The following is a 24,001-nucleotide window of genomic DNA, read 5'->3' as shown; positions in this document are numbered from 1 at the left end:
GGCATTAATCTCTAACTTTAATGATCAGCGTATTTTTCAATTGCATGTCGACTACCGTAAACGCCAGGCGCCACTTGTCGCTGCCGAGATCCGTCACTTCATCCGCTGCATAGCCGCGCGGCTTGAAGCCGTAAGTCCGGTCAAACTTGACCAGGAACTGAATTTTCTCGCCCGGAAGCATCCGGTTCAGCTCGGAGCCGATATTAATGGACCAGGAACGCAACTCCGCTGCGATTGAGCTTCCGTACATCATATAGAAAGAAGGATCGATATTCGCCGAAATAACGAGCCAGCCCTCGGAATCACGTTTTACTGACCAGTCCGTAAATTTAGCTGTTCCATCTTCCAACTGAACAGCGGAGAAATGCTTGTCCATCAGAGCGCGGATCGTATCTTCCGATTCACCTACCAGGGTAGCCGGGAGGGTCGGGTCCAGAAACTTCACATTGGCAGCCGGTTTATTGCCCAGGCTGCCAAGCATTAGCGTCGCATGACTTACGGCTACTGCAAAGTTCAGGTCTGCATTCGACGTGATGCCGGCAGATGTAATGCCGATCAGTTCTCCGTATTCATTGAACAGGGCACCGCCAGAGCTGCCGTGGTCAATTGGCGCACTCGTCTGAATATAACGGACGCCGTTCTCGTAGATGAAATTGCTGATCAATCCGTCAGACACTGTATTTTGCAAGCCCAGCGGGCTGCCGATTGCGATTACTTTATCGCCTTTGCGGGAGAATAGGTCATAACCCAGGCTTACCGGAGTGGCATCCAGCGGCTCTTTCATCTGGATGATCGCCAAGTCGGCTTTCTCATTGGCTGCGGCAACGCCGGCCACTTCCAGTTCATCGCCGTTTACGGTTACAACGGTTGCGGAGGAAGCGTCCTCCATAACGTGATAGTTGGTCAGAATCCAGTACTTCCCTACGACGATGCCGCTGCCTAATGCGCGGTTGGTCGTAATCGTTACAATGCTGTCATCGTATTGCTCTACCAGTTGTGCCGTCGTTAGCTTCACACGACTTGCTTCGGCATCCTTCATAATCTGCTGGTACAGCTTCCAATTCTCATATTCCTTCGTCGTAATGCGAATCGACGATTCCTTGCTGTTCCATTTCACATTCGCATCCAGCGACTCCGCGATAAAACGTGCAGGTACATATGTAACGCCATTTCGAACGACTGGCGCAGCATCAAGCTTTACCGATTTTCCATTGACGATCGCCGTTTTCTTGCCGACCTTAAGCGAGATGCTTACGCCGAATTTCGAGCCGATAATCGTCTCTGTTTTGGCTTCCCAGGATACGGTTGCGCCCAGCGCATCGAAGATCGGACGCATAGGCACGAGGGTAACGCCATCTTGCGTAAACGGAGCGGTCGTAAGTGTCAGCTTTTTATCGTCGACGTAGACCGAAATAGGCTTCGCTATCGTTGCTGGAGCAGCAAGCTTGGTCGCGCTTGAGACAGGAGCAACGGCAGCATTGGCAACTCCGCCGGACAGCGGTGCGAGCAGCAGGCTCGCGGTAATACAAGTGCTTAACAGCATTTTCAATCGTAGTGTTCTCACAGCGGTAATCCTCCATTTTTTTACTACATTCCCATAATGAATTCACAAGTTCTATTATCGTAACATTCCAGCGAGCTGTTTGTCTATGAAAACGGTTTTCATAGATTGGCAGTCAAACTTCGGGATAACGGAGGTCCGCTTTACGGCATCCCAATAGTATTGATAACCCAATCATGATATAGTGATTTCAGCAAGGAACATGCAGGAGGTTGTCAGCAATGCCCAAGAAACCGTTCAGCTCCACCAAACCGAAAACAAGCTTGCCTGACCGGAAATACCAGGTTGGCGAGGAAGCGGAGCTGCTCTCTTTTCTCATTACCCATCTCAATCAAGGCCGCAACTCGATTAAATCACTGCTCGCCCGCGGACAAGTATTTGTCGGCGAACGCGCCGAGACGAAATACAATTACATGCTGAAGCCGGGACAGCTCGTCTCGATTCGCAAGGAACGGTTGACGGAAACAGTTCCGCTGGCCGGACTCGTTATTTTGCATGAGGATGACGATATTATCGTCGTCAATAAAGATTCCGGACTGCTGTCGATTGCCTCGGACAAAGAGACCGATTTGACTGCCTATCGTCAATTAACCGCTCATGTGAGGGTCAACGATCCGAAAAGCCGGATTTTTGTCGTGCACCGTCTTGACCGGGATACGTCAGGCGTCATGATGTTTGCCAAAAGTGAAGCTGCTCAACAGAAGCTTCAGACCAATTGGCAAGAAATCGTCAAGGAGCGCTCCTATGTCGCTCTAGTTGAAGGCACGGTCAAAAAAACCGAAGGAACGATTAAATCCTGGCTGAAGGAAACGAGCACGCTGCGCATGTACTCCAGTGAACGTCCGAATGACGGACAGCTTGCCGTAACCCACTACAAGCTGCTCCAGGCTGGAAGGCAGTTTTCACTGCTTGAAGTTCATCTGGAGACGGGACGGAAAAATCAGATTCGCGTACACATGCAGGATATCGGCCATCCGGTCGTCGGGGACAAAAAATACGGCTCCAAAGCAAAGCCGATTCCACGGCTCGGGCTGCACGCCCGCGTCCTCTCTTTCGAGCATCCGTCATCCGGCAAGCTGATGCGGTTTGACACCGGCATACCGAAGCTGTTCTATAGTCCATTTAAGGGCGAGAAGTAGAAATAAACAGATTAATATAATGGAGGACAACGATAATAATGGAACTTTTAACGATTACAGGCTACAGCGTTGAATTTGTAAAAGATCCGTTTGGCATTTTAGCCGGACGGCGCTATGAATTTCTGATCGATCTCGATTTGGACGAGGAGGACGAGCTATATTCCGCCAAAGGTATATATTTGCGGGTCGTCTATGGGGTAGAGGACGGAAACGGCTCCATCGTTAAACATGACCTGATCGAAAAAGAAACCGAACGCCATCTCGACTTTGAGCTTGAGGATGATGAACTGGAAGAGCTCGCCGCTTTTTGCGCCGAGCACTATAAAGAGGCTGAGTAATAGTTCTGCCAAACTAAACCCAACCAAAACGCCCGCAGCCACTCCCTATATGGGATATGGATGCGGGCGTTTTTTTCATTTGTTACTATAAAGGGATGCGGTACGCCGATTGCTCTTCAATAATATGCTCTCCGTTGTTGTAAACCCACTTGAACGAAAATGAGTCGCCTGTATATCCCGTTCGATTGCGAATATCAGGCAAAATCACTTGCTCGAAGTTCTCCTGAATCGTCTGCTGCAAGCCAAGAATTCGCTGTTCATTGGCTTCGCGCAGCTTCTCCGCTTCCTCTTCCGTTTGCGCGGTCTGCATGAAGTAGGCGACACCGATCTCCTTGTCGCTCATTCCCTCCGGCAGCGGATAGCCCGAGCCCCGAAAAATTTCTTTTACCGTATCATTCCAATCCTGATATAAATCAATAGTGATTTCAAACATAACCTTTACCTCTCCTTATTGTAGAGCTACCAGTTCGAGCCTCCAGAAGAGTTGCCTCCATTATTGGAGCTGCCTCCGCTGGAGCCCGAATCCCATGAGCCTCCGCCAGAAGAGTTGCTGGACGATGACGATGACTGCTGCTGCTGCCTCATCATCTCCGCTCTGCGCTCTTCCGCTTCTACGGCTTCATAATCCCGGTGCATCTGATCGACGATCCGGGTTAGACCTGCCATTTCATTGATCGCTTGAGCGTACATGCCTGCCGCAATCATTTGCTTCGTATGCTCGCTCAATGAAGTAAAGTTGCTGCTGTAGGAATGGCGGTTGATTTTCGAGCCCGCTCTGCGGTAAACAGTATCATACATCGCCTGAGCTTCGCGCATGCGGCGCTCCGCTTCCCGTTTCTCCTCCAGCTTCCGGTTCACTTGCCCCTGAAGTGCATGTACATCGCTGTCGAATTGCTGGAGCTCGCTTTCGATCTCATCCATATGGAGCGGCGGCAATGACCAAACGCTGCTCAGCTTACGGTAGGCTTCTTCAATCGCCGTATAGGATTGCTGCCAGCCCTGATTCAGCGGCAGAGCCTCCCGTCTAACCAGCGATTGAATGCCTTCGAACTGGCTCCATAGGCTGTCGACCGACCGTTTCGCGCGTTGCTGCCGTTCGTCCAGCTCACGGAAGCTTCCTCTGCAATCGGCAATCGTATCGTCGCATTCATGATACCGGCCGAGCCAGCCGTCGATCAGCTCGCGCGCACGGTCATAATGCTGCTCACCATCTCCGGTTAAGAGATTCAATTCGGGGAGCTGACGGGCTGCCTCTTGAACGTCCGTCTTCATCTGCTCAAACCGCTCATGCAGTTGAAGCCAATGATGCTGCGAATAGGTCGCACGAATATAGCCAAACTGCTGCTCCAACTCGGCAATATCTTGTTTGAAGGGATGCTGCTTTTCCTCCAAATAGTCGATATCTTTACGGTTCAGCTTTTTCAGCTCCGCTTGCCGGTTCGCGATGCCGACAGCCTCAGCCAGAAGCCGGTCCGCTTCATCGCCAAGCTGTATCACCTGGTCCATCGCCCCCTCGCGAAGCCTTTCATGCAGCTTCTCCATTACAGTGCGGGCTTGATCCAGCAGCGCAAAAGGATTCAGTCGCATAATCGCTTTCCGGATTCCATTCTCATCGGTTATCCGTTCCATTTCAGCTCTTCGCTCTTCCGTTACGGCAGCAAAATCACGGTGCTTGCTCATATACCGCTCAATAGAGCCGATATGTCCAAGCAGCGTTCCGCTGTCCGTCCAGCTCTCGGTGGCAATCCGATCCGCCTCAATAGGATCAAATACCTCGAGACGATCCGCCTCTTCCAGCTTGATGCCCAACCGGTCCAGTTCGGCATAAATTAATGGAAGGGGATAGGACAACCGATTCCGCCATTCGTCTGTCTGCTTGCGCAGCTCCGGCAGACGTTCATGCAGATCATCCGTCGTCTTGCGCACATTGGCATCGGCCTCGACAATACGGCCGATTTCACCACGCAGCTCCGAAAGCTTCGATTCCGAGTCGTCCAGCGCTGCTTTCAGCGCGTCGTGCACGGCATTCAGCTTCGGATAGTGAAGCGGGAATATGCGCTCGCTCTCCGATTTTGTCCGCAGTTGATCAAGACTCACAATCAACTCCGACAAGCTTCGATCAATAGAGGCAACGAGCTGCTCGGTTTTCCCCTGTGTCAAGCCAACAAACGGCTTCAGGTCGGCATTGGCATGCTCCACCTCGACCATTAGACGGCCGGTTCTTTCCTTCTGGCGCGCAAGCTTGCGCAGCTTGAAGAAGGACACTGCGGCGGCCCACAGTACGCCAATCAAGGCGCATATGATTATCACCCAAAGAAAATTCAAGCCTTGCTGTGATCGCGAGCTTTCCAGCACAGGCTGCTGATGTACAGATGGATTCGTTACGCTCGGCCGATCCGAGCCGACATTTCCGCCATTTCCTTGGGACGCCCCGCTGCCACCTGATCCTGATTCAGATCCAGATCCTACAGCTCCGGTTTGACCTTCATCGGGCGTTTCGGTGACCGGCGGAGCCTCCAGCAAATTGACAGCATCCATAAGTGACAATGATGCCTGGACGAAATCACCATTTCTTGCCGAAGGAATAAAGTGCAAATTAACAAGTTCGGTCAGCTTCGACTCCGTGCCGTCGCCATTGCCGTCATAATCGTTAGGCAATTGATCGATCGCAGCCTGAAGGCCCGGATTGTTGAAATTCATCTCGATCCGTCTTTCATTCTTGGAAATAACGAGCAGCACATCTCCGGTTTGAAGCTTCCACGTTTTATAAGCCTTGGTGGCAAATGCTGCAGAATCCTCCCCATCCAGACTGTTGATGGTCAATACATAAAATTGATATAAACCTGATTGGGCGGCTTGCTCCAGCTCATCCAACCGGTTATCGTCGAACATCGCTGCGGCATCCTGAATATGTCCTTCCGGCTTATCCGGCACAGCAGCGGCAAACATCGCTGCAGGCAAGGCCACTGCCAGCCAGAGCACAAGCGGCAGCAACAATATGAATCGTTTCAAGAGCGAACCTCCCTCCCCATCCTACAACGAATGGACCTTTTACACCTTTTTACGTTAGTTTACGACACCTCGTTGCACGTAGCAATGCATAACAAAGAACCCGGCATGCGAATGCCGGGTTCTTTGTTTATCCAATCGGGTAATGGCAGGCGGCAAAATGATCTGTCCCCACCTCACGCAAAGCAGGCTCCTCATTACGGCAACGGTCAGTTGCAGCCGGACACCGCGTATGAAACCGGCAGCCTCCTGGCGGATTAGCCGGCGAAGGAATCTCGCCTTGAATGGCGATGAATTCCCGTTTGCGTGCCGGATCAGGCTGAGGAATGGAGGATATAAGTCCTTTCGTATAGTAATGGGCTGGATTTCGAAACAGTTCTTCACTTGGCGCAATTTCCACCAGCTTGCCCAAATACATAACGCCGATCCGATCGGAAATATGTCTTACAATATTGAGGCCATGCGCGATGAACAGATAGGTCAGATTCAACCGCTGCTGCAAATCCTTCATTAGATTGACGATTTGCGCCTGCACCGACACATCCAGCGCTGACACTGCTTCATCTGCCAATATAAATTGGGGACGAAGCGCAATCGCTCTGGCGATGCCAATGCGCTGTCGCTGACCGCCTGAAAACTCATGCGGATAGCGATCATACCAGGAAGGATTGAGCCCTACAAGCTCCAGCAACTCCTCCACCCGTGCTCTGCGTTCTTTGCCGCTCAGCGCCTTTTCATGGACGCGCAGCGGCTCGCCGATTATCTCGCCAACTGACCATCTGGGATTAACCGAGCCTTGCGGGTCCTGAAACACAATCTGCATATCACGCCTTGCGCGCCGCAGATCTGCCCCGGACAGCTCTGTCAGGCTTTGACCGCGGAAGCTGACGTTGCCTTCCGTAGCCGCTTCCAGCTGAAGCAGCACTCTGCCAAGCGTAGATTTGCCGCTGCCGGATTCCCCAACAAGTCCAAACGTCTCGCCTTGACGAATAGCGAACGAGACCTGATCAACTGCACGAATACGGGACTGAGAGCGGTTAAGAAGCCCTCCGCGAATCGGATAGTGCTTAGACAACCCTTCCACCTTGAATAGCAATTCAGAGGCGGACAACTCATCGATCTTGCTGCCCGATGTATTAGACTTCACCTCTAATTGGAGACGATCCGCAGTAATGGATTCCGCATCCAGATGATCTTTCTTGTCCAACACAACACGCTCGCCCGTCTCAGCCGTCTTCTCTGCCAAAGCCGGATACCAGGATTCGGATTGGACCAGCCGCTCGGCATGCCAGCATGCGGAGAGACGGCCATTCACCTCGGCAAGCGGCGGCGTTTCATTCAAACATTGTTCAGTTGCATAAGGACAACGCGGATGAAAGCGGCAGCCGCTTGGCAGCTCGGACAGGTTCGGAATTGAACCTTGAATGGCGTACAGTCTGGCATTCCGGTCGCTATCCATCGTTGTAATGGATTGAAGCAGCCCTCTCGTATAGGGATGATGAGGCTGGTCAAAAAGCTGTACAGCCGTCGCCTGCTCAACAACCTGACCCGCATACATGACGATGACCCGATCCGCCATCTCGGCGGCGATCCCCATATCATGCGTGACGAGCAATATCGCCATGTTGAACTCTTGCTTCAGCTCCTGTAACAGATGCAGAATTTGCGCCTGTATCGTCACATCAAGCGCAGTTGTCGGCTCGTCGGCGATCAGCAGCTCAGGGCCGCAAGCAAGTGCCATTGCGATCATTGCCCGTTGAAGCATGCCTCCTGAGAGCTCATTGGGATACTGCTTCATCCGAACCTCAGGCTCAGGAATTCCAACCCGCCGAAGCAAATGTACGGCATGCTCCCATGCTCCCGCCTTATTGCTCTGCTTATGCCGCAAGATGACTTCTATAATTTGACTGCCTACAGTAAACACAGGATCAAATGCTGCCATCGGCTCCTGAAAAACCATCGCCATTTTTTTGCCGCGCAGTGCCCGCAGCTCCGATTGCGGCATCGTCGACAGCTCTTCTCCGTCCAGAACGATTGAACCGCCGGAGATAATGCCGTTCTCATAATCGATTAACCGCATGATGGACTTTGAAGTAATCGTTTTGCCGCTGCCGGATTCCCCGACCAGACAGACCGTCTCGCCAGCCTCTAAATGAAGCGACACATCCGATATCGCCCTCAGTCTTCCTTTAGCGGTTGTGAAATCGACCGATAACCGGTCAATGGCCAAAAGCTGGCTCATATCGTTCCTCCTTTCATTAGTTGATGCAGCTCTCGACGATTTATACAGCATGCTTCGTGCAGTATATGGAGTACGACATGCTTAGTGCCGTCATCAGCCCCGGCTGCGCTTCGGATCAAGCCGGTCCCTCACCCGGTCGCCCAAAATGTTCACCGACAAAACGAATAGCGTAATCGCCAGTCCTGGAAAGGTGCAAATCCACCAGGCAACGGTCAAATACCCTCTGCCTTGAGAGAGCAGCGCTCCCCAGTCGGGAATTTCCTTAATCGTGCCGAGCCCAAGAAAGCTTAGTCCCGCTCCGGTCAAAATCGAAGAGCCAATTCCGATTGCCGCCATGACGAACATAGGCGATAACGAATTCGGCAGCACATGCCGCCAGAAAATGACCGGACCGGTTGCACCGATCGATCGTGAAGCCGTAATGAAAGGTCTCGCCTTCATGCTCATGATCTGCCCCCGCATCACTCTGGCGTACCCGGGAACCGTAGCGGCTGCGACAGCCAGCACGACATTCGTCAGGCTTGGCCCCAGCGCCGCGGCAATGGCAAGCGCCAGCAGAACGCCGGGAATCGTCATCAGCACATCAACTAGCCGCATCAGCACGGTGTCGATTATGCCGCCTGCATAACCTGCCAACGCACCGATTAATCCGCCCGTAATGCTGCCGACCAATACAGAGACGAAACCGATGATGAGTGAATCACGGCTGCCGTATATGACGACGCTGAGCACATCCCGGCCAAAATAGTCCGTGCCGAGCGGATGCGCCCAGCTTGGATGAAGAAGCACTTGATCTGCCTGCATTGCCGTAGGGGAATAAGGTGCAAGCCACTGCGGTACAATCGCGCACAAAATAATAATCGCAACCGCAATTGCCGCGCCGTATACGAATAAATCGGAGGCAGAAAGTTTGCTTCTATTAAATCGTGGAAGTCGGAGCAGCCTTCTCCTTGCAAGCGAGAGGCCGCCTGATACCGCTGCTTCTTTCATAATTGGAAACGCCCCTTTCTAACTCGCCCGTCTTACGCGAGGATCGATGAATGAATAGGACAGATCGACAAGCAGATTGACGATGATATACACGACCGCTGAGAAAAACACAACACCCTGTACCACCGGCAAATCCTTTGCCATAATGGCATCCGCAATAATGCGGCCTATTCCCTGACGCGAGAATACCGTCTCGATAACGACGGTTCCGGCCAGCATTTCACCAACAATCATGCCAATCATCGTAATCGCCGGTATTAGGGCGTTGCGGAGCGCGTGCTGGTACATAATCGCCCGCTCGGACAGCCCTTTGGAACGAAGCGTGACGATAAAGGACTCGTTAATGACATCCAGCATACTCGTTCGCACCATTCGGACGATAAAGCCCGCACCAACAAGGCCAAGCGTAAGTGAAGGCATAATTAAAGATTTGAATCCGCTTGAACCCATCGCGGGCAGCCACCCTAGCTGAACGGAAAAGATTAGAATGAGCAATATGCCCGACCAGAAGGTCGGCATCGAAATGCCGAACAATCCGATTAGTCTGGCCAGCAAATCGATAGGCTTGTTGCGGTGAATGGCCGACAGCACGCCTAGTACAATTCCGATCACAACAGCGATTGCCGAGCTCATCGCCGTTAGTGCCAGCGTCGCAGGAAAGTGCTTGATGATTTTCGGCAATACCGGATCCGAATTCAGCATTGAGTTGCCGAAGTCGCCATGCAGCAGATTAACGAAGTATTCAGCGAAACGAACGTAAAACGGACGATCCAAGCCAAGCTGATGCCGCATGTTGGCGATCATCTCGGGCGTGGACTCGGCGGGATCCAGCATCATGAGAGCAGGATCGCCGGGCAGTACGTTCATAATGATGAAGACGACGATCAACGCTCCAATCAGCACAAGAAGGGAAGTATAGATCCGTACAAAAACGGATTTGCCCATGCTGCAGCAGCCCCCTTATTTCGTCAAGTAGGTATCATTGAAGCGCGGATAGGCAAGCGCATCAAGTTTGATTTGCTGAACACGGTTAGAAGCAGCTATCGTATATGGAAATACGTAGATCGGAATAATGAGGGCATTATCGATAACATGATGCTGAACCTGCTTGTAAATTTCAACCCGCTTCGCTTCGTCCTTCTCTACCGCCCCGTCTTCAAGAAGCTTGTCGAGCTCTGCATTGGAGTAGCCATGCAGCGTCGGGCGGCCTGTTGGAGCAGCCGTATGGTAGAACGGATAGAGCGAGTTTGGATCGGCATTGACTTGACTGTTGCCGTAAATATCGTAATCATCGTTAACGAAAATTTGGTTGACGTAATCTTTCGTAATGTCGACCTTAACGTCGACCCCGATTTCCTTCAACTGCTGCTGGATAATGGCTGCAATGTCATTGCGTTTTTCACGATTCGGGGAAGCGTCGACATAATGCAGCGTCAGCTTCTTGCCATCCTTCTCCCGAATGCCATCGGCGCCCTTCGTCCAGCCGAGCTCATCCAGCAGCCCGTTGGCTTTATCAAGATCCTTCTTAACTCCATTCTCCAGCGACGCATCATAACCGAGCGTAACTGGCGCAAGCGGCGACCATGCTTGATCATAAGTTCCTAAATAGAGCGACTTGACGATGGAAGTAACGTCAATAGCCGACTGCAGCGCTTGTCTCGCTTTGAGCTCATTCCACGGTTGCTTTCTTTGGTTGATGAACAGCGTATACGGCAAGCCGCCCGTATTCGTCGACAGGAGCTGGAATTTTGAATCATTCTTAATGGAAACGATATTTTGCGGCGGAACGGTTTCCGCTGCCAGCACTTGGCCGCTTTGTACGCTGCCGATGCGAGTTGCTTCTTCCGGTACGATTTTGAAGCTGATTTTATCCAAGTAAGGAGCGCCTTGGTTTACTGCCGTTTCATTCGCCCATTTGTAATCGGGATTGCGCTCAATAACGATCTCCGAGTTTTCATCCCACTTCACAAACTTGAACGGACCGGAGCCAACCGGATGCGTTGCGAACTGCTCGCCGTACTGTTTGGCAGCCGTCGGCGAAACGATGCCTAGCGTGCCTTGGGAGATATTGCGCAGAAACGCTTGCGACGGGGAAGCCAGCTTCACTTCAACCGTATATTCATCTATCACTTTGGAGGATTGATAAGGCTGAATGAGCGCAAACGCATTGGATACCTTCGTCGCCGGATCGATAACCCGGTCGAAGTTGAATTTGACTGCCTCCGCGTTAAACGGCGTGCCGTCATGGAATTTAACGTCGTCGCGCAGCTTGAACGTATACGTTAGGCCGTCCTCCGATATCGTCCATTCTTTCGCCAGCCAAGGTTTTACCGAGCCGTCAGGCAGTTGTACAACCAAATTGTCATACAGATTGTTAATAATACGGACACCGACTGCCAGACCATTCGTATGCGGATCAAGCGATACCGGCGACGTTGCCAGCGCATAGGTCAACTCGCCTCCTTGAACAGGAGCTTTTGTTTCCTCAGCTTTAGCGGGACTGGTGTTTCCTTCTTTATTCGAAGCGGAGCTGCACCCCGTCAGTGCAATAATTGCAGCGAGCGTCACGGCTCCGAATTTCCACCAGCTTAATTTTCTACCCGTCTTCATTGTCATTTCCCCCTCTTATGCAAGCGATCCGTTCGCAATCGTTTCTTGCGTCTCTCTTTGTTTGGTATAACGGTTAACCGGAACTGGAACTCCCAAGTGGCCGCGGAGTGTGTCATGCTCGTATTCCGTACGGAACAATCCGCGCTCCTGCAGGATCGGCACGACAGATTCAACGAATTCAGTTAATCCGTTCGGAATCGCTTCTCCAATAATGAAACCGTCGGCAGCACCTTCCTCGAACCATTGCTGAATAAGATCAGCCACCTTCTCCGGTGTCCCGATAAATGCCGGACGCGGCGTTGCTTCCTGCTGCGCCACTTGGCGAAGCGTAAGCCCCTTTTCTGCAGCGTTGCGCTTAATCCGGTCCGTTGTGCTGCGGAAGCTGTTTTGCCCCAGCTCGCCCAAATCCGGAAACGGCTCGTCAAGCGGATATTGCGAGAAATCGTGATGCTCGTAGTAGCGGCCGAGATAGGCCAGTGCATGCTCGATATCCACCAGCTCAGCCAATTGAAGGTATTTGCGCTCGGCTTCTTCTTCCGTCGCCCCGACAATCGGTCCAATTCCCGGCAAAATAACGATTTCGTCTCTAGACTTGCCGAACGATGCCGCTCTCGTTTTTACATCCTCATAAAATTGCTTGCCCTGCTCAATCGTCTCGTGGTGTGTGAATACGGCATCAGCTTCTTTAGCGGCCAGCGTCTTGCCGTCCTCCGAGGAACCGGCCTGGAATACGACAGGCTGTCCTTGCTTCGATCTGGCAATGTTCAAAGGCCCTTGCACCGAGAAAAACTCGCCTTCATGATTTAAGCGGTGCAGCTTCTCTGGATCAAAGAACACGCCGGATTCCTTATCGCGAGTAAACGCATCGTCCTCCCATGAATCCCACAGACCTCGGGCCACCTGCAAATACTCCGTCGCGATCCGGTACCGCTTTGGATGATCGGGATGCTCTTTTTTACTGAAATTGTTAGCCGTTGCAGCCAGAGGAGAAGTAACGACATTCCAGCCTGCTCTTCCTCCGCTTATATGATCCAGCGAGCTGAACTGTCTGGATACCGTGAATGGCTCGCTATAGGAAGTAGACAATGTGCCGACTACGCCAATTCGCGAAGTAACGGCAGCAAGCGCAGACAGCACCGTTATCGGTTCAAACCGATTCAGGAAATGCGGGATCGATTTCTCGTTAATATGCAAACCGTCAGCGATGAATACGAAATCGAATTTGCCTGCCTCCGCTTTTTGCGCTTGGCGTGTGTAATGTCCGAAATTGACGCTAGCGTCGGTGATGGCATCAGGATGTCTCCAGCCTGAAATGTTGCCCCCTACTCCGTGAAGTGCTGCGCCCAGCTTAAGTTGACGTTGTTTAGCCATGATGAATGCCTCCCAAAATGTAATTTTTATAATTCCTATTGGTTTTGTCGACTTTAATATTGAAACGAGTTTATCATTGCAGACAGCCATTCGGCTAATAGAGCTTTTCTATTGAAAAATAAATAATATCGATTCGTGCTTGGCTCATAACGAATGCTGCTTGCAGCAGTTGTCCCTTCTGCGGCATCTAAAGAAAAAGGCTCTCTGCCGGGGCGCCGCACATCCCTGACAGAAAGCCTTTAAAAATTGGTTGAACATTCAAACCTGCAAACGACACAAAAGCCCCTGTAAACGGGGGCTTCTGTATCGTCTTAAGAACGGAAAAACTGCGGCAAGTAAGCTTTATTCCGCTCCAGCATCTCATCCAGCATACGCTCGGCTGCATTCACCGAATCGATCAGCGGATGGTTCGTTAAGGCAAGCAGAGCCGTATCCCGGCTGCCCGTGACGGCCGCTTCAATCGCTAACTGCTCATACGTTTTCACCGCATGAATAAGGCCTTTCACGGCTGGCGGCACCGTCTCCACCTGCTGCGGGATAGGGCCGTCTTTCGTCACGATGCAATTCACTTCAATGCAAGCATCTTCTGGCAGGAAGTCGAGAATGTCGCCGTTGCTCACATTCAACGTCTGAATATCGCCGGTATCGTTGTAGAGCGATTTCATCAGCTTGACCGCAGCCTCGGAATAGTAAGCCCCACCACGCTGCTCCAACTGCTTCGGCTTCTCGGCCAGCTCCGGATTTTTATAAATTTCGAACAGCTCGTCCTCCAGCCGCTTGACCGTTTCAGCCCGTGACTCGCCTTTAGCTGCCAGCGCTTGCTGCTCCTCCAGCATCTCGCGGTGCAAATAGAAGTATTTCAAGTAATAAGAGGGAATCGCGCCGAGTGACTTAATTAAGCTCTCGTTCCATGCGGACTGCGGCACATTAGCGGCAGTGTAGCCGCTGCGGCTCCCGAGCAGCTCTTCCAGCTTGGATTCACCGTCGACTGTAATGCGGCTAATCCAGTGCAAATGGTTGAGGCCCGCAAATTCACAGGAAATGCGTTCAACAGGCACCCCATACAAACCAGAGAGCCATTTGTACGCCGCGATCGGAGAATTGCATAGGCCGATTGATTTAATCGAGGAATGCTTATGAATAGCCTCCGTTACCATGCCTGCTGGGTTGGTGAAGTTAAGCAGCCACGCATCAGGGCAAAGCTCCTCCATATCCTTGCAGATGTCCAGCAGTACCGGTATCGTGCGAAGCGCCTTCATCATGCCGCCCGCACCAGTCGTCTCCTGCCCGATCATCCCGTACTTCAACGGAATCGTCTCATCCCAGCCGCGCGCTTCCAGCAAGCCAATCCGCATCTGGGTCGATACGAAATGAGCGCCGGTCAACGCCGCCCGCCGGTCCATCGTCAACGTTACCTTAATCGGCAGTCCGGATTTCTCCACCATACGCTGCGCCAGACTCCCCACAATAGACAGCTTATGGCTGCCTGCATCTATATCGACGAGAGCGATTTCCGTTACTGGAAAAGATTCATAATTCGTAATAAAGCCTTCTATTAATTCCGGTGTATAAGACGAACCGCCTCCGATGACGGCAACCTTTAGTCGTGTACCCATTGTGTCTGTCTCCCTTCGATTGCCAAGTCGGCTTTTAAATGATCGTAGACAACAGCTTCGATCTGCTTCCCGCTTCGCTCCATCGCCAGCAGAATCGCTCCGGCGGCCGGCTCCATCTCCAGCACCTTCAGGCTGCAGCCCGGAGCCGTCTCTTTCACGATCTGCTCGATATACGGAACGATAAAGCGGCTGTCAGCACGCGTAAGCAAGCTGCCCACCATAACCAGATCAAACACATCCTGCTCCATGCCCAACCGTCGGATGACGGTGCTTGCCGTTAGTCCCAGCTCAACGCCCTGCCGCTGCAAAATTCGCCGTGCTGCCTCATCGCGGTCCGCCGCATCAAAGAGCAGTTTCGCAAGCGTATTCGGGACGCTTCGGCTTCCTCCGTCCAAATATGCGGAGAACATCGTCTCTACTTCCTCATAACCCAAAGCTTCAAGCGTCAGAGCCGTTAAAGCCGTCGGCTGTTCTCTGCCCTCCCATGCCCGGATAACGGTGCGGAACACTTCTACGGCCAATTCGCCGCCCCCGCCAAAATCGCCAAATAGATAACCAAAGCCGCCGCATTGCAATTCATCGCCCCGCGTATTTACGCCGTAGCTATTCGTACCGCTTCCGCAAATGACGACAACGCCGCTCGACTGCCGCGTTCCTGCACGAAGGCCAATCACCGTATCACAGACGACGTCGTGGCGGGCAAATCCCATCGCTGCAACCATCGGCCGCAAAATACGATAATCTTCCTCCCGGTCAGCACCTGCTAGTCCAAACAAGGCGAAATCGATAGCTTCGGCTTTGAGCTTTGCTTGCGTCAATGCCTCCTGCACCGCCTCCCTAATGCTGCGGTCAGCAAGCGCCACTCCCAACTGATGATTGCCGCACCCGCTTTTACCCATCCCGACAATGCGTCCCGCTTCATCCGTCACGACGGCAATTGTCTTGCTTCCACCGCCGTCTACACCAAGGTAGTAAGTCAAATATGATCTCTCCCATATAATTACTAGACACAGGGACCAGCCTGCTCCCGGCTGCCGCCCTTCCGGCAGTTGCAGGGTTGCGATGACCGGTCCCGTTAGCCCTTATCTATGCTTCTGTCTGCTGCGCTTTATTTGTTAAGCTTCGCTTTATTCTCTTGCCACTTTTCCGTTTTGAATGCGAGGAGCTTTTCATAGCCCGCTTTCTGGGCATCGTTCTCGGCTTTGTCCAGGATAGACAGAACCTCTGCTTCCGAATTTGCGTTCATGACCGCCTTCGCTCTGGTTTGCTCGTAGATGGATAAAATGTTTTGCGCGATAATGCCTTCCGCGGAATCGCCCGCTGGATCAAGATTGACATATTCCGTCGTATTGAATTGGGTTTTCCAAGTAATCGTAGACTGCCAATACGTCTCCCAATTCCGCTTGTCCTCCGGCAGCGTCATTTCGAATTTCGTCTTGGAGTTGTCGACATACACCGTGTTGCCGTTCCATTGGAAGTTGACGGTGGAATTCATCAGCTCGTCACGGCCTTTCGGGTCGTTCACGAATTTATCCGTAAACAGCGGCGCATCCTCTGCATCTACCCCATCCCAGTACAAGCCTTCCGGACCCCACATAATGGTGCGCTGCCCTTCTGGACCTGTGAACCAGTCGAGGAAAGCAAAGATCGCTTCCGGATTTTTAGCTGATTTCGTAATGACGTTGACGTTCCAGCCCAGCTGCTTATAGTCGCCAGGGAATATTTTGTTTTTGTCCAGGCCGGCCTTATGTACAGGCCACACCATAATATAACCGGCATTCGGATCTTGCGATTTAAGCTGCGAATTGCCTTTCGATCCAAACTCCGTCGGACTGGAAGCAGCATAGACAGCGATTTTCCCTGTAACAACTTTTTGCTCGACCTGCTCCAGCTTTTGCGTAAATGTATCCTGCGAGATAAGCTTTTCCCGGTATAATTTATTCGTAAATTGCAGCAGCTCACGGTACACCGGATCTGCAAACAGCGAAGTAAGCTTGTCGCCATTTGGTACAGCAATCATCTGATTGAACGTATACGGACGGTTCTCGGCGAATGCCGATACCATTACGTCCATTCCGGCAGCCAGCTGGCCCAGCTCAAGCGGAACAACATCCGGATATTTCGCTTTCACTTGATTCAGGTAAGCATAAAGGTCATCGGTCGTTTCCAGGCTTGGCGATCCAAGCTCCTCATAAATCTTTTTGTTTACCAGATAACCCGCGTTGCCGTTAGGCTGCGTCGTATACCAGTTCGGGAACTGATACAGCTTGCCGTCCGGCGATCTGAGCATATCGATCGTTGAATCGCCCGCCCATTTTTTCAAATTCGGATATTTATCCAAATAATCGTCAAAAGCAACGAGCATCCCTTCGGAACGAAGCTTCTCCACATCCGGTCCGCGTTCCATCCAGATGACGTCCGGCAGCTTCTGCGACACGATCATCGTGCTCAGCTTGTTTTTGGCAGCGCCGCCTGAGCTAATCGGCACGACGTTCACCTTTTTATTGTCTTTAATCCATTTGGTCGCCAGATCCTCGCCCCAAGTTGGCATGGTATACCAGTCATAATGGCCGTAGAACGAAAACTCGAGCGGCTCCTTGCCGAGCTCATAGGCTCCGCCTGCTTGCTCCGTGCCTGTATTGCCCCCGTTGCCACCCTTATCTGTTCCTGGCTTACTGTTGTTGTCCGCATTCGAACAACCTGTTAAAGCGGCTACGATGACCAGTGTGACTGACAGTGCTGAAAGAAATGCTTTATTCATCCTTTTCATGCATTATCCCCCCATGCTTTTTATGGTTAAAGGCATTTGCCTTAAACCTGCGGCTACTCTTTAAGCGACCCAATCAATACGCCCTTGACGAAATATTTCTGAACAAATGGATATACAAGCAAAATCGGTACAGTTGCCACCATCATCGTAGCCATCGACAGCGATTTGGTCGTAACCGCTTTCATTTGATTCAATCTGCCTTGCGCAGCCGAGTCCATATTCTGCATCTGTTCCAGCATAATGTTTGAGTTCAGTATCTGCTGAAGCTTCGTCTGAATCGGCAGCAAATCGACGTTCGAAATGTAAATGCTCGGTGCAAACCAGTCATTCCAGTGATAGACCGCGGTAAATAGTGAAAGCGTCGCGATAACCGGACCGGACAGCGGCAAAATGATGCGGAAAAAGATGCCCCAGTTGGACGAACCGTCGATCTGTGCCGACTCCTCCAGCCCCTGCGGGATGCCGATGAAGAACGTCCGGAAAATAATCATATTCCACACACTGATAATGCCGGGAACGACCATCACCCAAAAGGAGTTCATCAAACCAAGCTTCTGAATGAGCAAATAGCTGGGAATTAAGCCGCCGCTAAAATACATCGTGATGATACAGAGCACCATATATACTTTTCTGCCGATCAGCTTTCTTTTTGTCATGCCGTAAGCCAGAAGCGCCGTTCCCGCAATGGAGACGACTGTGCCCAAGACCGTACGCAGCACCGATATGATGAAGCCGTCCACCAGCCGTTTGTCCTTAAAGACGACCTCGTAGTTCTCGAGCGTGAAAGCTCTAGGCCAGAACGTAATGCCGCCAAGCATCGTGTCGCTGCCGTTATTGAATGAAATGACCGCTGCGTTCCAAAACGGGTACAGAGCCGCAAAGCCCAATACGAACAGCAGCGTGTAGTTAATTCCGATGAATAACCGGTCTCCGGTCGACAATCTCATCGCCTTGCACGCTCCTTCCCGCTACCATAAGCTGTTGCCCGATTTGCGGGCCGCATAGTTTGCGCCAGCCAGCAATGCAACGCTGATCAACGCTTTGAATAGTCCGGCGGCTGTCGCATACGAGTACCTGGAATTTTGAACCCCAACCCGGTACACATAAGTATCAAGCACCTCGCTTACTTCCCGCAGGCCGGGATTGCCCGCAAGCAGCAAAATATCGTCGAAGCCGGCGTTCAGCAGGTTGCCGATAGCCAGTATCGAGAAGACGACGATAACGGGCATGATCGAAGGCACGGTGATGGAAAAGATTTGCCGGATTCTGCTCGCACCGTCAATAGAAGCTGCCTCGTACAAATGCGGATTAATGCCCGCGATGGCCGCCAGGTAAACGATCGATGCGAAACCGATTTCCTTCCAAACCCCCGTCGTGACGAGAATCGACCAGAAATATCGGGGCTCCACGAGAAAGTTAATTGGATCCTTGATCAGATGCAGGCTTTGCAGCAGCATGTTCACGCTGCCGTTGTCCGTGGACAACATGGAGATAACAAAGCCCGACACTATGACCCAAGACAGGAAGTGAGGCAAGTAGCTGATCGTTTGCACAAGCCGTTTGAAGTGCCTGCTGCCCACCTCGTTAAGCATAAGCGCCAGCAGGATGGGTGCCGGAAAGCCGACCCCCAGCTTCAGCAAGCTGATCACGAGCGTGTTGCGCATAACATTCCAAAACTCCGGTGCATTGAAAAACATTTCAAAATGCTTGAACCCGACCCAAGGACTGTTCATAAACCCTTTAAACAAACTGTAATCCTGGAAAGACATCAGCACGCCGTACATCGGAACGTAGCAGAACAGCAAGACAAGCAGCAATCCCGGTACGACCATAAGCTGAATATCCCATTGCTTGACGATTCGGATCAGAAGACTTTGCCTTCTATACGTCTGTTTTTCTGCGTGCAATCGAATTTGCGGCATCGCATCCCCCTCTTTTGCGAAAAGTCAACTTTACGTCATCTTTTATCACATGAAGAAGTTACGTCCTTCGCAACTTCTTACCTCCTTATTGTAGCTTCTCTTTCCGGGACATTCTTCGCCTAAACCGTTAGAAACTGACACAATCTTACTGGTATTAGCCTTGCAGACGTCTGGACTCCTTCGGAGAGGCGCCAATATGCTTTTTGAACAGCCGGTTGAAATTGGATAACGTTCTGAAACCGCATTCAAGAGCAATGTCGGTAATCTTCATTTGATTGTTTTCGAGCATGCCGATTGCGCTCTCCAGACGAATGTGGATGAGGTATAGAAGCGGGGGCATCCCGACGGCGCGTTTGAAAATATCACTGAAGCGGGAAGGGCTGAGGTAGACGAGCGCAGCAAGCTCCGCAAGCGTCCAATTGTGGGCGAAATTGCGTTCCATTTCGATAATGACATAGCGCATTTTATCCAGCTGACGCTCGCTGATCTGGTTAGCCGCACCTGCAGCAGCCTCGATTCGGAACTCGCGGTTAATGGTAGCAAGAAACCGGAGCAGCAGCGAATAAACGATCGTCGTGTGCGATCGCAGGCCGTTCGTATGCTCCTCTTGCAGCTCCAGCAGCAACGAGCGCAGCTTATGAATACGCGGATGTTGGCGGTCCAGCAGGTTGGTAAAGTTAACGCCCATTTCCCGGTACGGACTTAATATTTCGGGATCAAGCCGCAAGCTGCTGATCAGCCAGGAAGGGTCAAAGGAAATGACGAGCATTACGAGGTCCTTCGTTTCATAGGCGCAGTGCAAATCATTGGAGTTAATGAGCAAAATATCGCCCTGCTGAAATTCAAATTGACGGCCGTTAATGATGTAATAACCCGTGCCGGATTTGATCAGATTAATTTCGAGCACATCATGCCAATGAAGCTTCTGATAGTAGCTTTCGACGCCAATCGTATCCCCGATAAACAAGGGATAATGCTTTGCCAATCTTACTTTTTCTCTCGGAATATCTCCGCCTCTGATCGTAGTCATTGTTAGGGACCCCTCTCGACGTTTTCTGATAAGTCAGAATAATGGCATGATTATGTTGTCATAAAAACTCTCATCAGACAAGCTGTTTTTTACAAAAAAATAATTTGGGGTGGGCTAAAGCAGCGGAACTGCACGCAATTTGCCGCCATAAAGCGGGGTCGCTGCGCGCTTTGGTTCATGCTGCCGTTCTTGATTCCATCTATCTATTCGCCTTCGCGATAGGGTGATGGATAGAACCTGCGAAAAGTCATCATGAACTCAAATCGCTCCGCTCTCCCCATACGAGCAAACTGCCGCCATCTTCGAGCCAAATAAAAGGGTCGCTGCGCGCTTTGGTTCATGCTGCCGTTCTTGATTCCATCTGTCTATTCGCATACGCGATAAGTTGATGGAGAGAACCTGCGAAAAGTCATCATGAACTCAAATCGCTCCGCTCTCCCCATGCGAGCAAACTGCCGCCAGCTTCTAATCAAGAGACGGGGTCGCTGCGCGCTTTGGTTCATGCTGCCGTTCTTGATTCCATCTGTCTATTCGCATACGCGATAAGTTGATGGAGAGAACCTGCGAAAAGTCATCATGAACTCAAATCGCTCCGCTCTCCCCATGTGTGCAAACTGCCGACAGCTTCGAATCAAAATGTAAAAATACAGGTTGTACTGCGCTATATCGGCGATTTCTCGCATCAAAATGTAAATGTGCAGGCTGATTGGCTAAAAAAGAGCCGATATGGCGAAATGGAGCGATTTCAAATGTACTTTTGCATTTTGAATGCTATTTTGGGCATTTTGAGGCTAATCTAAATGTACATTTGCATTTTGATTGTCTTTTAGAATGGGCGGGGGCATTTGAGAGGGTAGCGGAGATTTTCTCTCTGCGGAAGGCAATGCGTGCATGATTGGGAGGTTGCCCTGTATGGTTTGCACCGCTAACCTGCCTTCGTCTCTTTCGCCAATGGCGCAAATACAGTATTCTAGGGGAGTCAAGGTTTGATTACACAGGATTGAAAAGGAGGGCATTCAGCATGCCGCAATTGACTTTCAGAGGCGTTCCCGCCGACAAACTGCTGACCGTAGGCGAGGCACTCGCTGCCGATCTGGCCGCTATTTGTGACTGCGGAACCGATAATTTTACGATGGATGTGCTGCAGACCATATCCGTGTATGGCGGAAGCAGCAGCGATGCCAGCTATCCGTTTGTGGAAATTGGCTGGTTTGAACGGGGACAGGCTGTTAGAGACCGTGTGGCGGAGGCCGTTACGGCAAGGCTGCAGGAGATCGGTATTGCCGATTCCGAAATCGCCTTTCGGGTGTATAGAGAAGACAGCTACTACATAAACGGCGTTCCCTGCAGTTGACAAAAAAGCCCGGCTGGACGGAAGAATTCCATCCAGGCCGGGCTTTATCATCCTATTTTACACGGCTGGCATTTGCGATTTCGCGTTGCAATCCCGGCATACACCCTGAAAGTCCAACCGGTGATCGCTAACGGTAAAACCAAACTCCGCCAATACCCGATTCTCCAGCGGCAGCAGCCAATCCTCTTTAATTTCCTCAACATTGCCGCATTTCGTACAGATCAGATGATGATGAAGATGCGGCTGATCCTCGCCTCGCAAATCATAACGGGCCACGCCGTCGCCAAAATTGACCTTCTCCACGACATGAAGCTCGCAGAGCAGCTCCAGCGTACGGTATACCGTCGCCAGTCCGATATCCGGATAGTTTTGCTTCACAAGCAAATAAACCTCTTCCGCGCTCAAATGATCCTTCTCATACTCCAGAAGAATGTTAACCGTCGCCTCGCGCTGCGCCGTAAGCTTAAAGCCTTTCGTCTTCAATTGCCGGTTGATCTGTTCAAGCTCGGGCTTTTGCTCTATGCTTATATTAATTTTTGAGTTTACATTCATAGCAATCACCTGCTTCCTTCTTGATTATAATAATTATAATCTAGTTATCATTATAGACCAAAAAAGATATCAGGTAAACGTTTGTTTTCAATTTTATTTAACAAAAGGAGACCCCACGATGAAATGCCCTCTATGCGGAAAAAATCATAGCTGTGGGATGGAAGCCACAATTTCATCCGCAGAAACCGGGATCGGAAGCTGTTGGTGCGCTCGCGAAACGTTCCCGAAAGCGCTGCTTGATGCCGTGCCGGATGAATTTAAAAATGCGGCCTGTATTTGCAAAAGCTGCTTAGATGAATTCAAGAAGGAATCGGGAGCAAGCCGTTAACCTTCCGCTCTCACAATTTCTCTAATATAAGCTTCTTGAGCTGCTTGTTGCGGTGCTCGAGGAAACGTCTCATGTAACGCTTCAATATAAGCACCTCCACGATCCGACCGAGCAAACCAAAAGGCGCTTCGAAATGAAGCGTGTCGGTCATCACCGTGATATTACCGATCTGTTCAAACTCATGGATATGTCTGAGGCTTTTAAATGCGCCTTTTAACGTCTCATCTACAAACCTATTCGGCGAGTCGTATTCAGATATAAGGGAAGTTAACCGCTGCCTGATGCCAAAATGCGTAGCTTCGAAGGTAACGGTCTCTCCTCCCTTAATTGGCCCATCGGTAACACCTGCTACAGCCTTTTCCCTCGTATGTCTCCAAACCGTTCTTGTATGGACGCCAATATCGCTTGCCATGGCAAAACATAACGCAATCGGCGCCTCAATCTCAATTCGTGTCGTTACAGTCGTTGCCATTCTTCCTCCACCTGCCTACTGCTCCATTTAAGCCAGCTCGTTGACCAGCTCAACATCTGCAAAATGCTCGTCCGAAATTTTTTTGTCGCCAAAAATACCGCTAATATGGTTGAAACCGGAATGCGTCCAGAAGCGAAGCGCCGGCCAGTTTTTCAAGGATACATTGACCCGAACCTCCGAATAGCCTAATCTTCTAGCCTCGATCAGCAGCTGCTTAACGACTTGCTTGCCGTAGCCTTGCTTCTGATGGTCACCCGCGATGCCCATAAATGCAAGATAAATCGAGCTGTCCCGCGGATACCCGTGATATAAACTCAAAAAACCGATGATTTCATTCATCGATTCATTGCGGATCGTCTGAATTTTGAACTGCTCTTTGACGCCGCCTTCTGGCAGAATGCCGGCCTCATACGACTCTCGAACATATAGGGGATTATAGGTTCTCCCATCCCATTCGCTAATCGCTGTACATGAATTATAAATCTGCTGCACGGCGTCGATTTCATGCGGCTCAAGATCCGCTATTTTATAGGCAAATGTTCTCCATACGGAAGGAAACAAATTCATCTTCCACTTCTCCTTGTTGTGCGAATAGTAAATACATCGGCTATATGCAGTTTTTTTTGAAGAGAAAGCATGGACCAATCCTGCTGCGGGAACGCTACGGACAGTGAATGTAATGCGAACAAGGAGTCTT

21 protein-coding genes are annotated in these 24,001 nt (G+C 51.1%); 4 read left to right on the top strand and 17 right to left on the bottom strand.

The annotated features are described in order from the left end of the window. Window positions 1-4: 4 nt before the first annotated feature. Entirely contained in the window at window positions 5-1,564 is a 1,560-nt protein-coding gene (locus IEX98_RS18450; RefSeq protein ID WP_188890671.1) for a stalk domain-containing protein, read from the bottom strand. Window positions 1,565-1,782: 218 nt separating this feature from the next. On the opposite strand from IEX98_RS18450, the gene IEX98_RS18445 reads away from it, so the two are divergent. Both IEX98_RS18445 and IEX98_RS18440 read left to right on the top strand, forming a co-directional pair. Beyond that, window positions 1,783-2,700 (top strand): RluA family pseudouridine synthase, encoded by a 918-nt coding sequence (locus IEX98_RS18445; protein WP_188890670.1) that lies wholly within the window; start codon window positions 1,783-1,785, stop codon window positions 2,698-2,700. Window positions 2,701-2,738: 38 nt separating this feature from the next. Beyond that, window positions 2,739-3,038 carry a DUF6509 family protein gene (locus IEX98_RS18440; RefSeq protein ID WP_188890669.1) on the top strand — a complete coding sequence of 100 codons (300 nt, stop codon included), beginning with the start codon at window positions 2,739-2,741 and terminating at the stop codon, window positions 3,036-3,038. An 85-nt stretch (window positions 3,039-3,123) separates the two neighbouring features. Here the strand turns inward: IEX98_RS18440 and IEX98_RS18435 are convergent, their stop codons facing one another. The 13 genes from IEX98_RS18435 to IEX98_RS18375 all read right to left on the bottom strand — a co-directional run bounded on the left by IEX98_RS18435 (window position 3,124) and on the right by IEX98_RS18375 (window position 20,598). Then, the gene (locus IEX98_RS18435; RefSeq protein WP_188890668.1) at window positions 3,124-3,471 is read right to left on the bottom strand and encodes a hypothetical protein; all 348 of its coding nucleotides are present in this window, start codon (window positions 3,469-3,471) and stop codon (window positions 3,124-3,126) included. 26 nt (window positions 3,472-3,497) lie between these two features. Then, window positions 3,498-6,050, bottom strand: coding sequence for a septation ring formation regulator EzrA (locus tag IEX98_RS18430; RefSeq protein ID WP_188890667.1), 2,553 nt, complete (start codon window positions 6,048-6,050; stop codon window positions 3,498-3,500). Window positions 6,051-6,177: 127 nt separating this feature from the next. Beyond that, a complete protein-coding gene (locus tag IEX98_RS29445) occupies window positions 6,178-8,289 on the bottom strand; it encodes an ABC transporter ATP-binding protein (RefSeq protein ID WP_308421807.1) in 2,112 nt (703 codons plus the stop codon). 93 nt (window positions 8,290-8,382) lie between these two features. Further along, window positions 8,383-9,279 (bottom strand): ABC transporter permease, encoded by an 897-nt coding sequence (locus tag IEX98_RS18420; protein WP_188890665.1) that lies wholly within the window; start codon window positions 9,277-9,279, stop codon window positions 8,383-8,385. Between the two features lie 18 nt (window positions 9,280-9,297). Beyond that, entirely contained in the window at window positions 9,298-10,224 is a 927-nt protein-coding gene (locus tag IEX98_RS18415; RefSeq protein WP_188890664.1) for an ABC transporter permease, read from the bottom strand. Between the two features lie 15 nt (window positions 10,225-10,239). Next, window positions 10,240-11,889, bottom strand: a complete 1,650-nt coding sequence (locus tag IEX98_RS18410) for an ABC transporter substrate-binding protein (RefSeq protein ID WP_188890663.1) — start codon at window positions 11,887-11,889, stop codon at window positions 10,240-10,242. Window positions 11,890-11,904: 15 nt separating this feature from the next. Next, window positions 11,905-13,260 (bottom strand): LLM class flavin-dependent oxidoreductase, encoded by a 1,356-nt coding sequence (locus IEX98_RS18405; RefSeq protein WP_188890662.1) that lies wholly within the window; start codon window positions 13,258-13,260, stop codon window positions 11,905-11,907. Window positions 13,261-13,571: 311 nt separating this feature from the next. Continuing rightward, complete coding sequence (locus IEX98_RS18400; RefSeq protein ID WP_188890661.1) at window positions 13,572-14,876, bottom strand: 6-phospho-beta-glucosidase; 1,305 nt, start codon at window positions 14,874-14,876, stop codon at window positions 13,572-13,574. Further along, complete coding sequence (locus IEX98_RS18395; RefSeq protein ID WP_188890660.1) at window positions 14,861-15,856, bottom strand: N-acetylglucosamine kinase; 996 nt, start codon at window positions 15,854-15,856, stop codon at window positions 14,861-14,863. The genes IEX98_RS18400 and IEX98_RS18395 overlap by 16 nt, the downstream gene beginning before the upstream one ends. Window positions 15,857-15,984: 128 nt before the next feature. Beyond that, window positions 15,985-17,646: an extracellular solute-binding protein gene (locus tag IEX98_RS18390; RefSeq protein WP_188890659.1), complete on the bottom strand. Its 1,662-nt coding sequence runs from the start codon at window positions 17,644-17,646 to the stop codon at window positions 15,985-15,987. A gap of 53 nt (window positions 17,647-17,699) precedes the next feature. Beyond that, complete coding sequence (locus tag IEX98_RS18385; RefSeq protein ID WP_188890658.1) at window positions 17,700-18,593, bottom strand: carbohydrate ABC transporter permease; 894 nt, start codon at window positions 18,591-18,593, stop codon at window positions 17,700-17,702. Between the two features lie 21 nt (window positions 18,594-18,614). Then, window positions 18,615-19,568 (bottom strand): ABC transporter permease, encoded by a 954-nt coding sequence (locus IEX98_RS18380; RefSeq protein WP_188890657.1) that lies wholly within the window; start codon window positions 19,566-19,568, stop codon window positions 18,615-18,617. 154 nt (window positions 19,569-19,722) lie between these two features. Beyond that, entirely contained in the window at window positions 19,723-20,598 is an 876-nt protein-coding gene (locus tag IEX98_RS18375) for an AraC family transcriptional regulator (RefSeq protein WP_188890656.1), read from the bottom strand. A gap of 1,021 nt (window positions 20,599-21,619) precedes the next feature. Here IEX98_RS18375 and IEX98_RS18370 point away from each other — a divergent pair. Continuing rightward, on the top strand, window positions 21,620-21,952 hold the full coding sequence (locus tag IEX98_RS18370) for a DUF1904 family protein (RefSeq protein ID WP_188890655.1): 333 nt from the start codon (window positions 21,620-21,622) through the stop codon (window positions 21,950-21,952). 57 nt (window positions 21,953-22,009) lie between these two features. Here IEX98_RS18370 and fur read toward each other — a convergent pair whose 3' ends face one another. Continuing rightward, the gene (fur, locus tag IEX98_RS18365) at window positions 22,010-22,504 is read right to left on the bottom strand and encodes a ferric iron uptake transcriptional regulator (RefSeq protein WP_188890654.1); all 495 of its coding nucleotides are present in this window, start codon (window positions 22,502-22,504) and stop codon (window positions 22,010-22,012) included. On the opposite strand from fur, the gene IEX98_RS29560 reads away from it, so the two are divergent. Beyond that, window positions 22,473-22,832 carry a cysteine-rich CWC family protein gene (locus IEX98_RS29560; protein ID WP_374705361.1) on the top strand — a complete coding sequence of 120 codons (360 nt, stop codon included), beginning with the start codon at window positions 22,473-22,475 and terminating at the stop codon, window positions 22,830-22,832. The two genes, fur and IEX98_RS29560, sit on opposite strands and share 32 nt — an antisense overlap. A gap of 10 nt (window positions 22,833-22,842) precedes the next feature. Here IEX98_RS29560 and IEX98_RS18355 read toward each other — a convergent pair whose 3' ends face one another. Both IEX98_RS18355 and IEX98_RS18350 read right to left on the bottom strand, forming a co-directional pair. Beyond that, window positions 22,843-23,304: an SRPBCC family protein gene (locus IEX98_RS18355; RefSeq protein ID WP_188890652.1), complete on the bottom strand. Its 462-nt coding sequence runs from the start codon at window positions 23,302-23,304 to the stop codon at window positions 22,843-22,845. A 27-nt stretch (window positions 23,305-23,331) separates the two neighbouring features. Continuing rightward, window positions 23,332-23,871, bottom strand: a complete 540-nt coding sequence (locus IEX98_RS18350; protein WP_188890651.1) for a GNAT family N-acetyltransferase — start codon at window positions 23,869-23,871, stop codon at window positions 23,332-23,334. Between the last annotated feature and the right edge of the window lie 130 nt (window positions 23,872-24,001).

The organism is Paenibacillus radicis (ex Gao et al. 2016) (assembly GCF_014641555.1).
Lineage (GTDB): Bacteria > Bacillota > Bacilli > Paenibacillales > Paenibacillaceae > Pristimantibacillus > Pristimantibacillus radicis.
The sequence above is the reverse complement of the archived record's forward strand: the minus strand, read 5'-3'. Positions and strand labels throughout refer to the sequence as shown.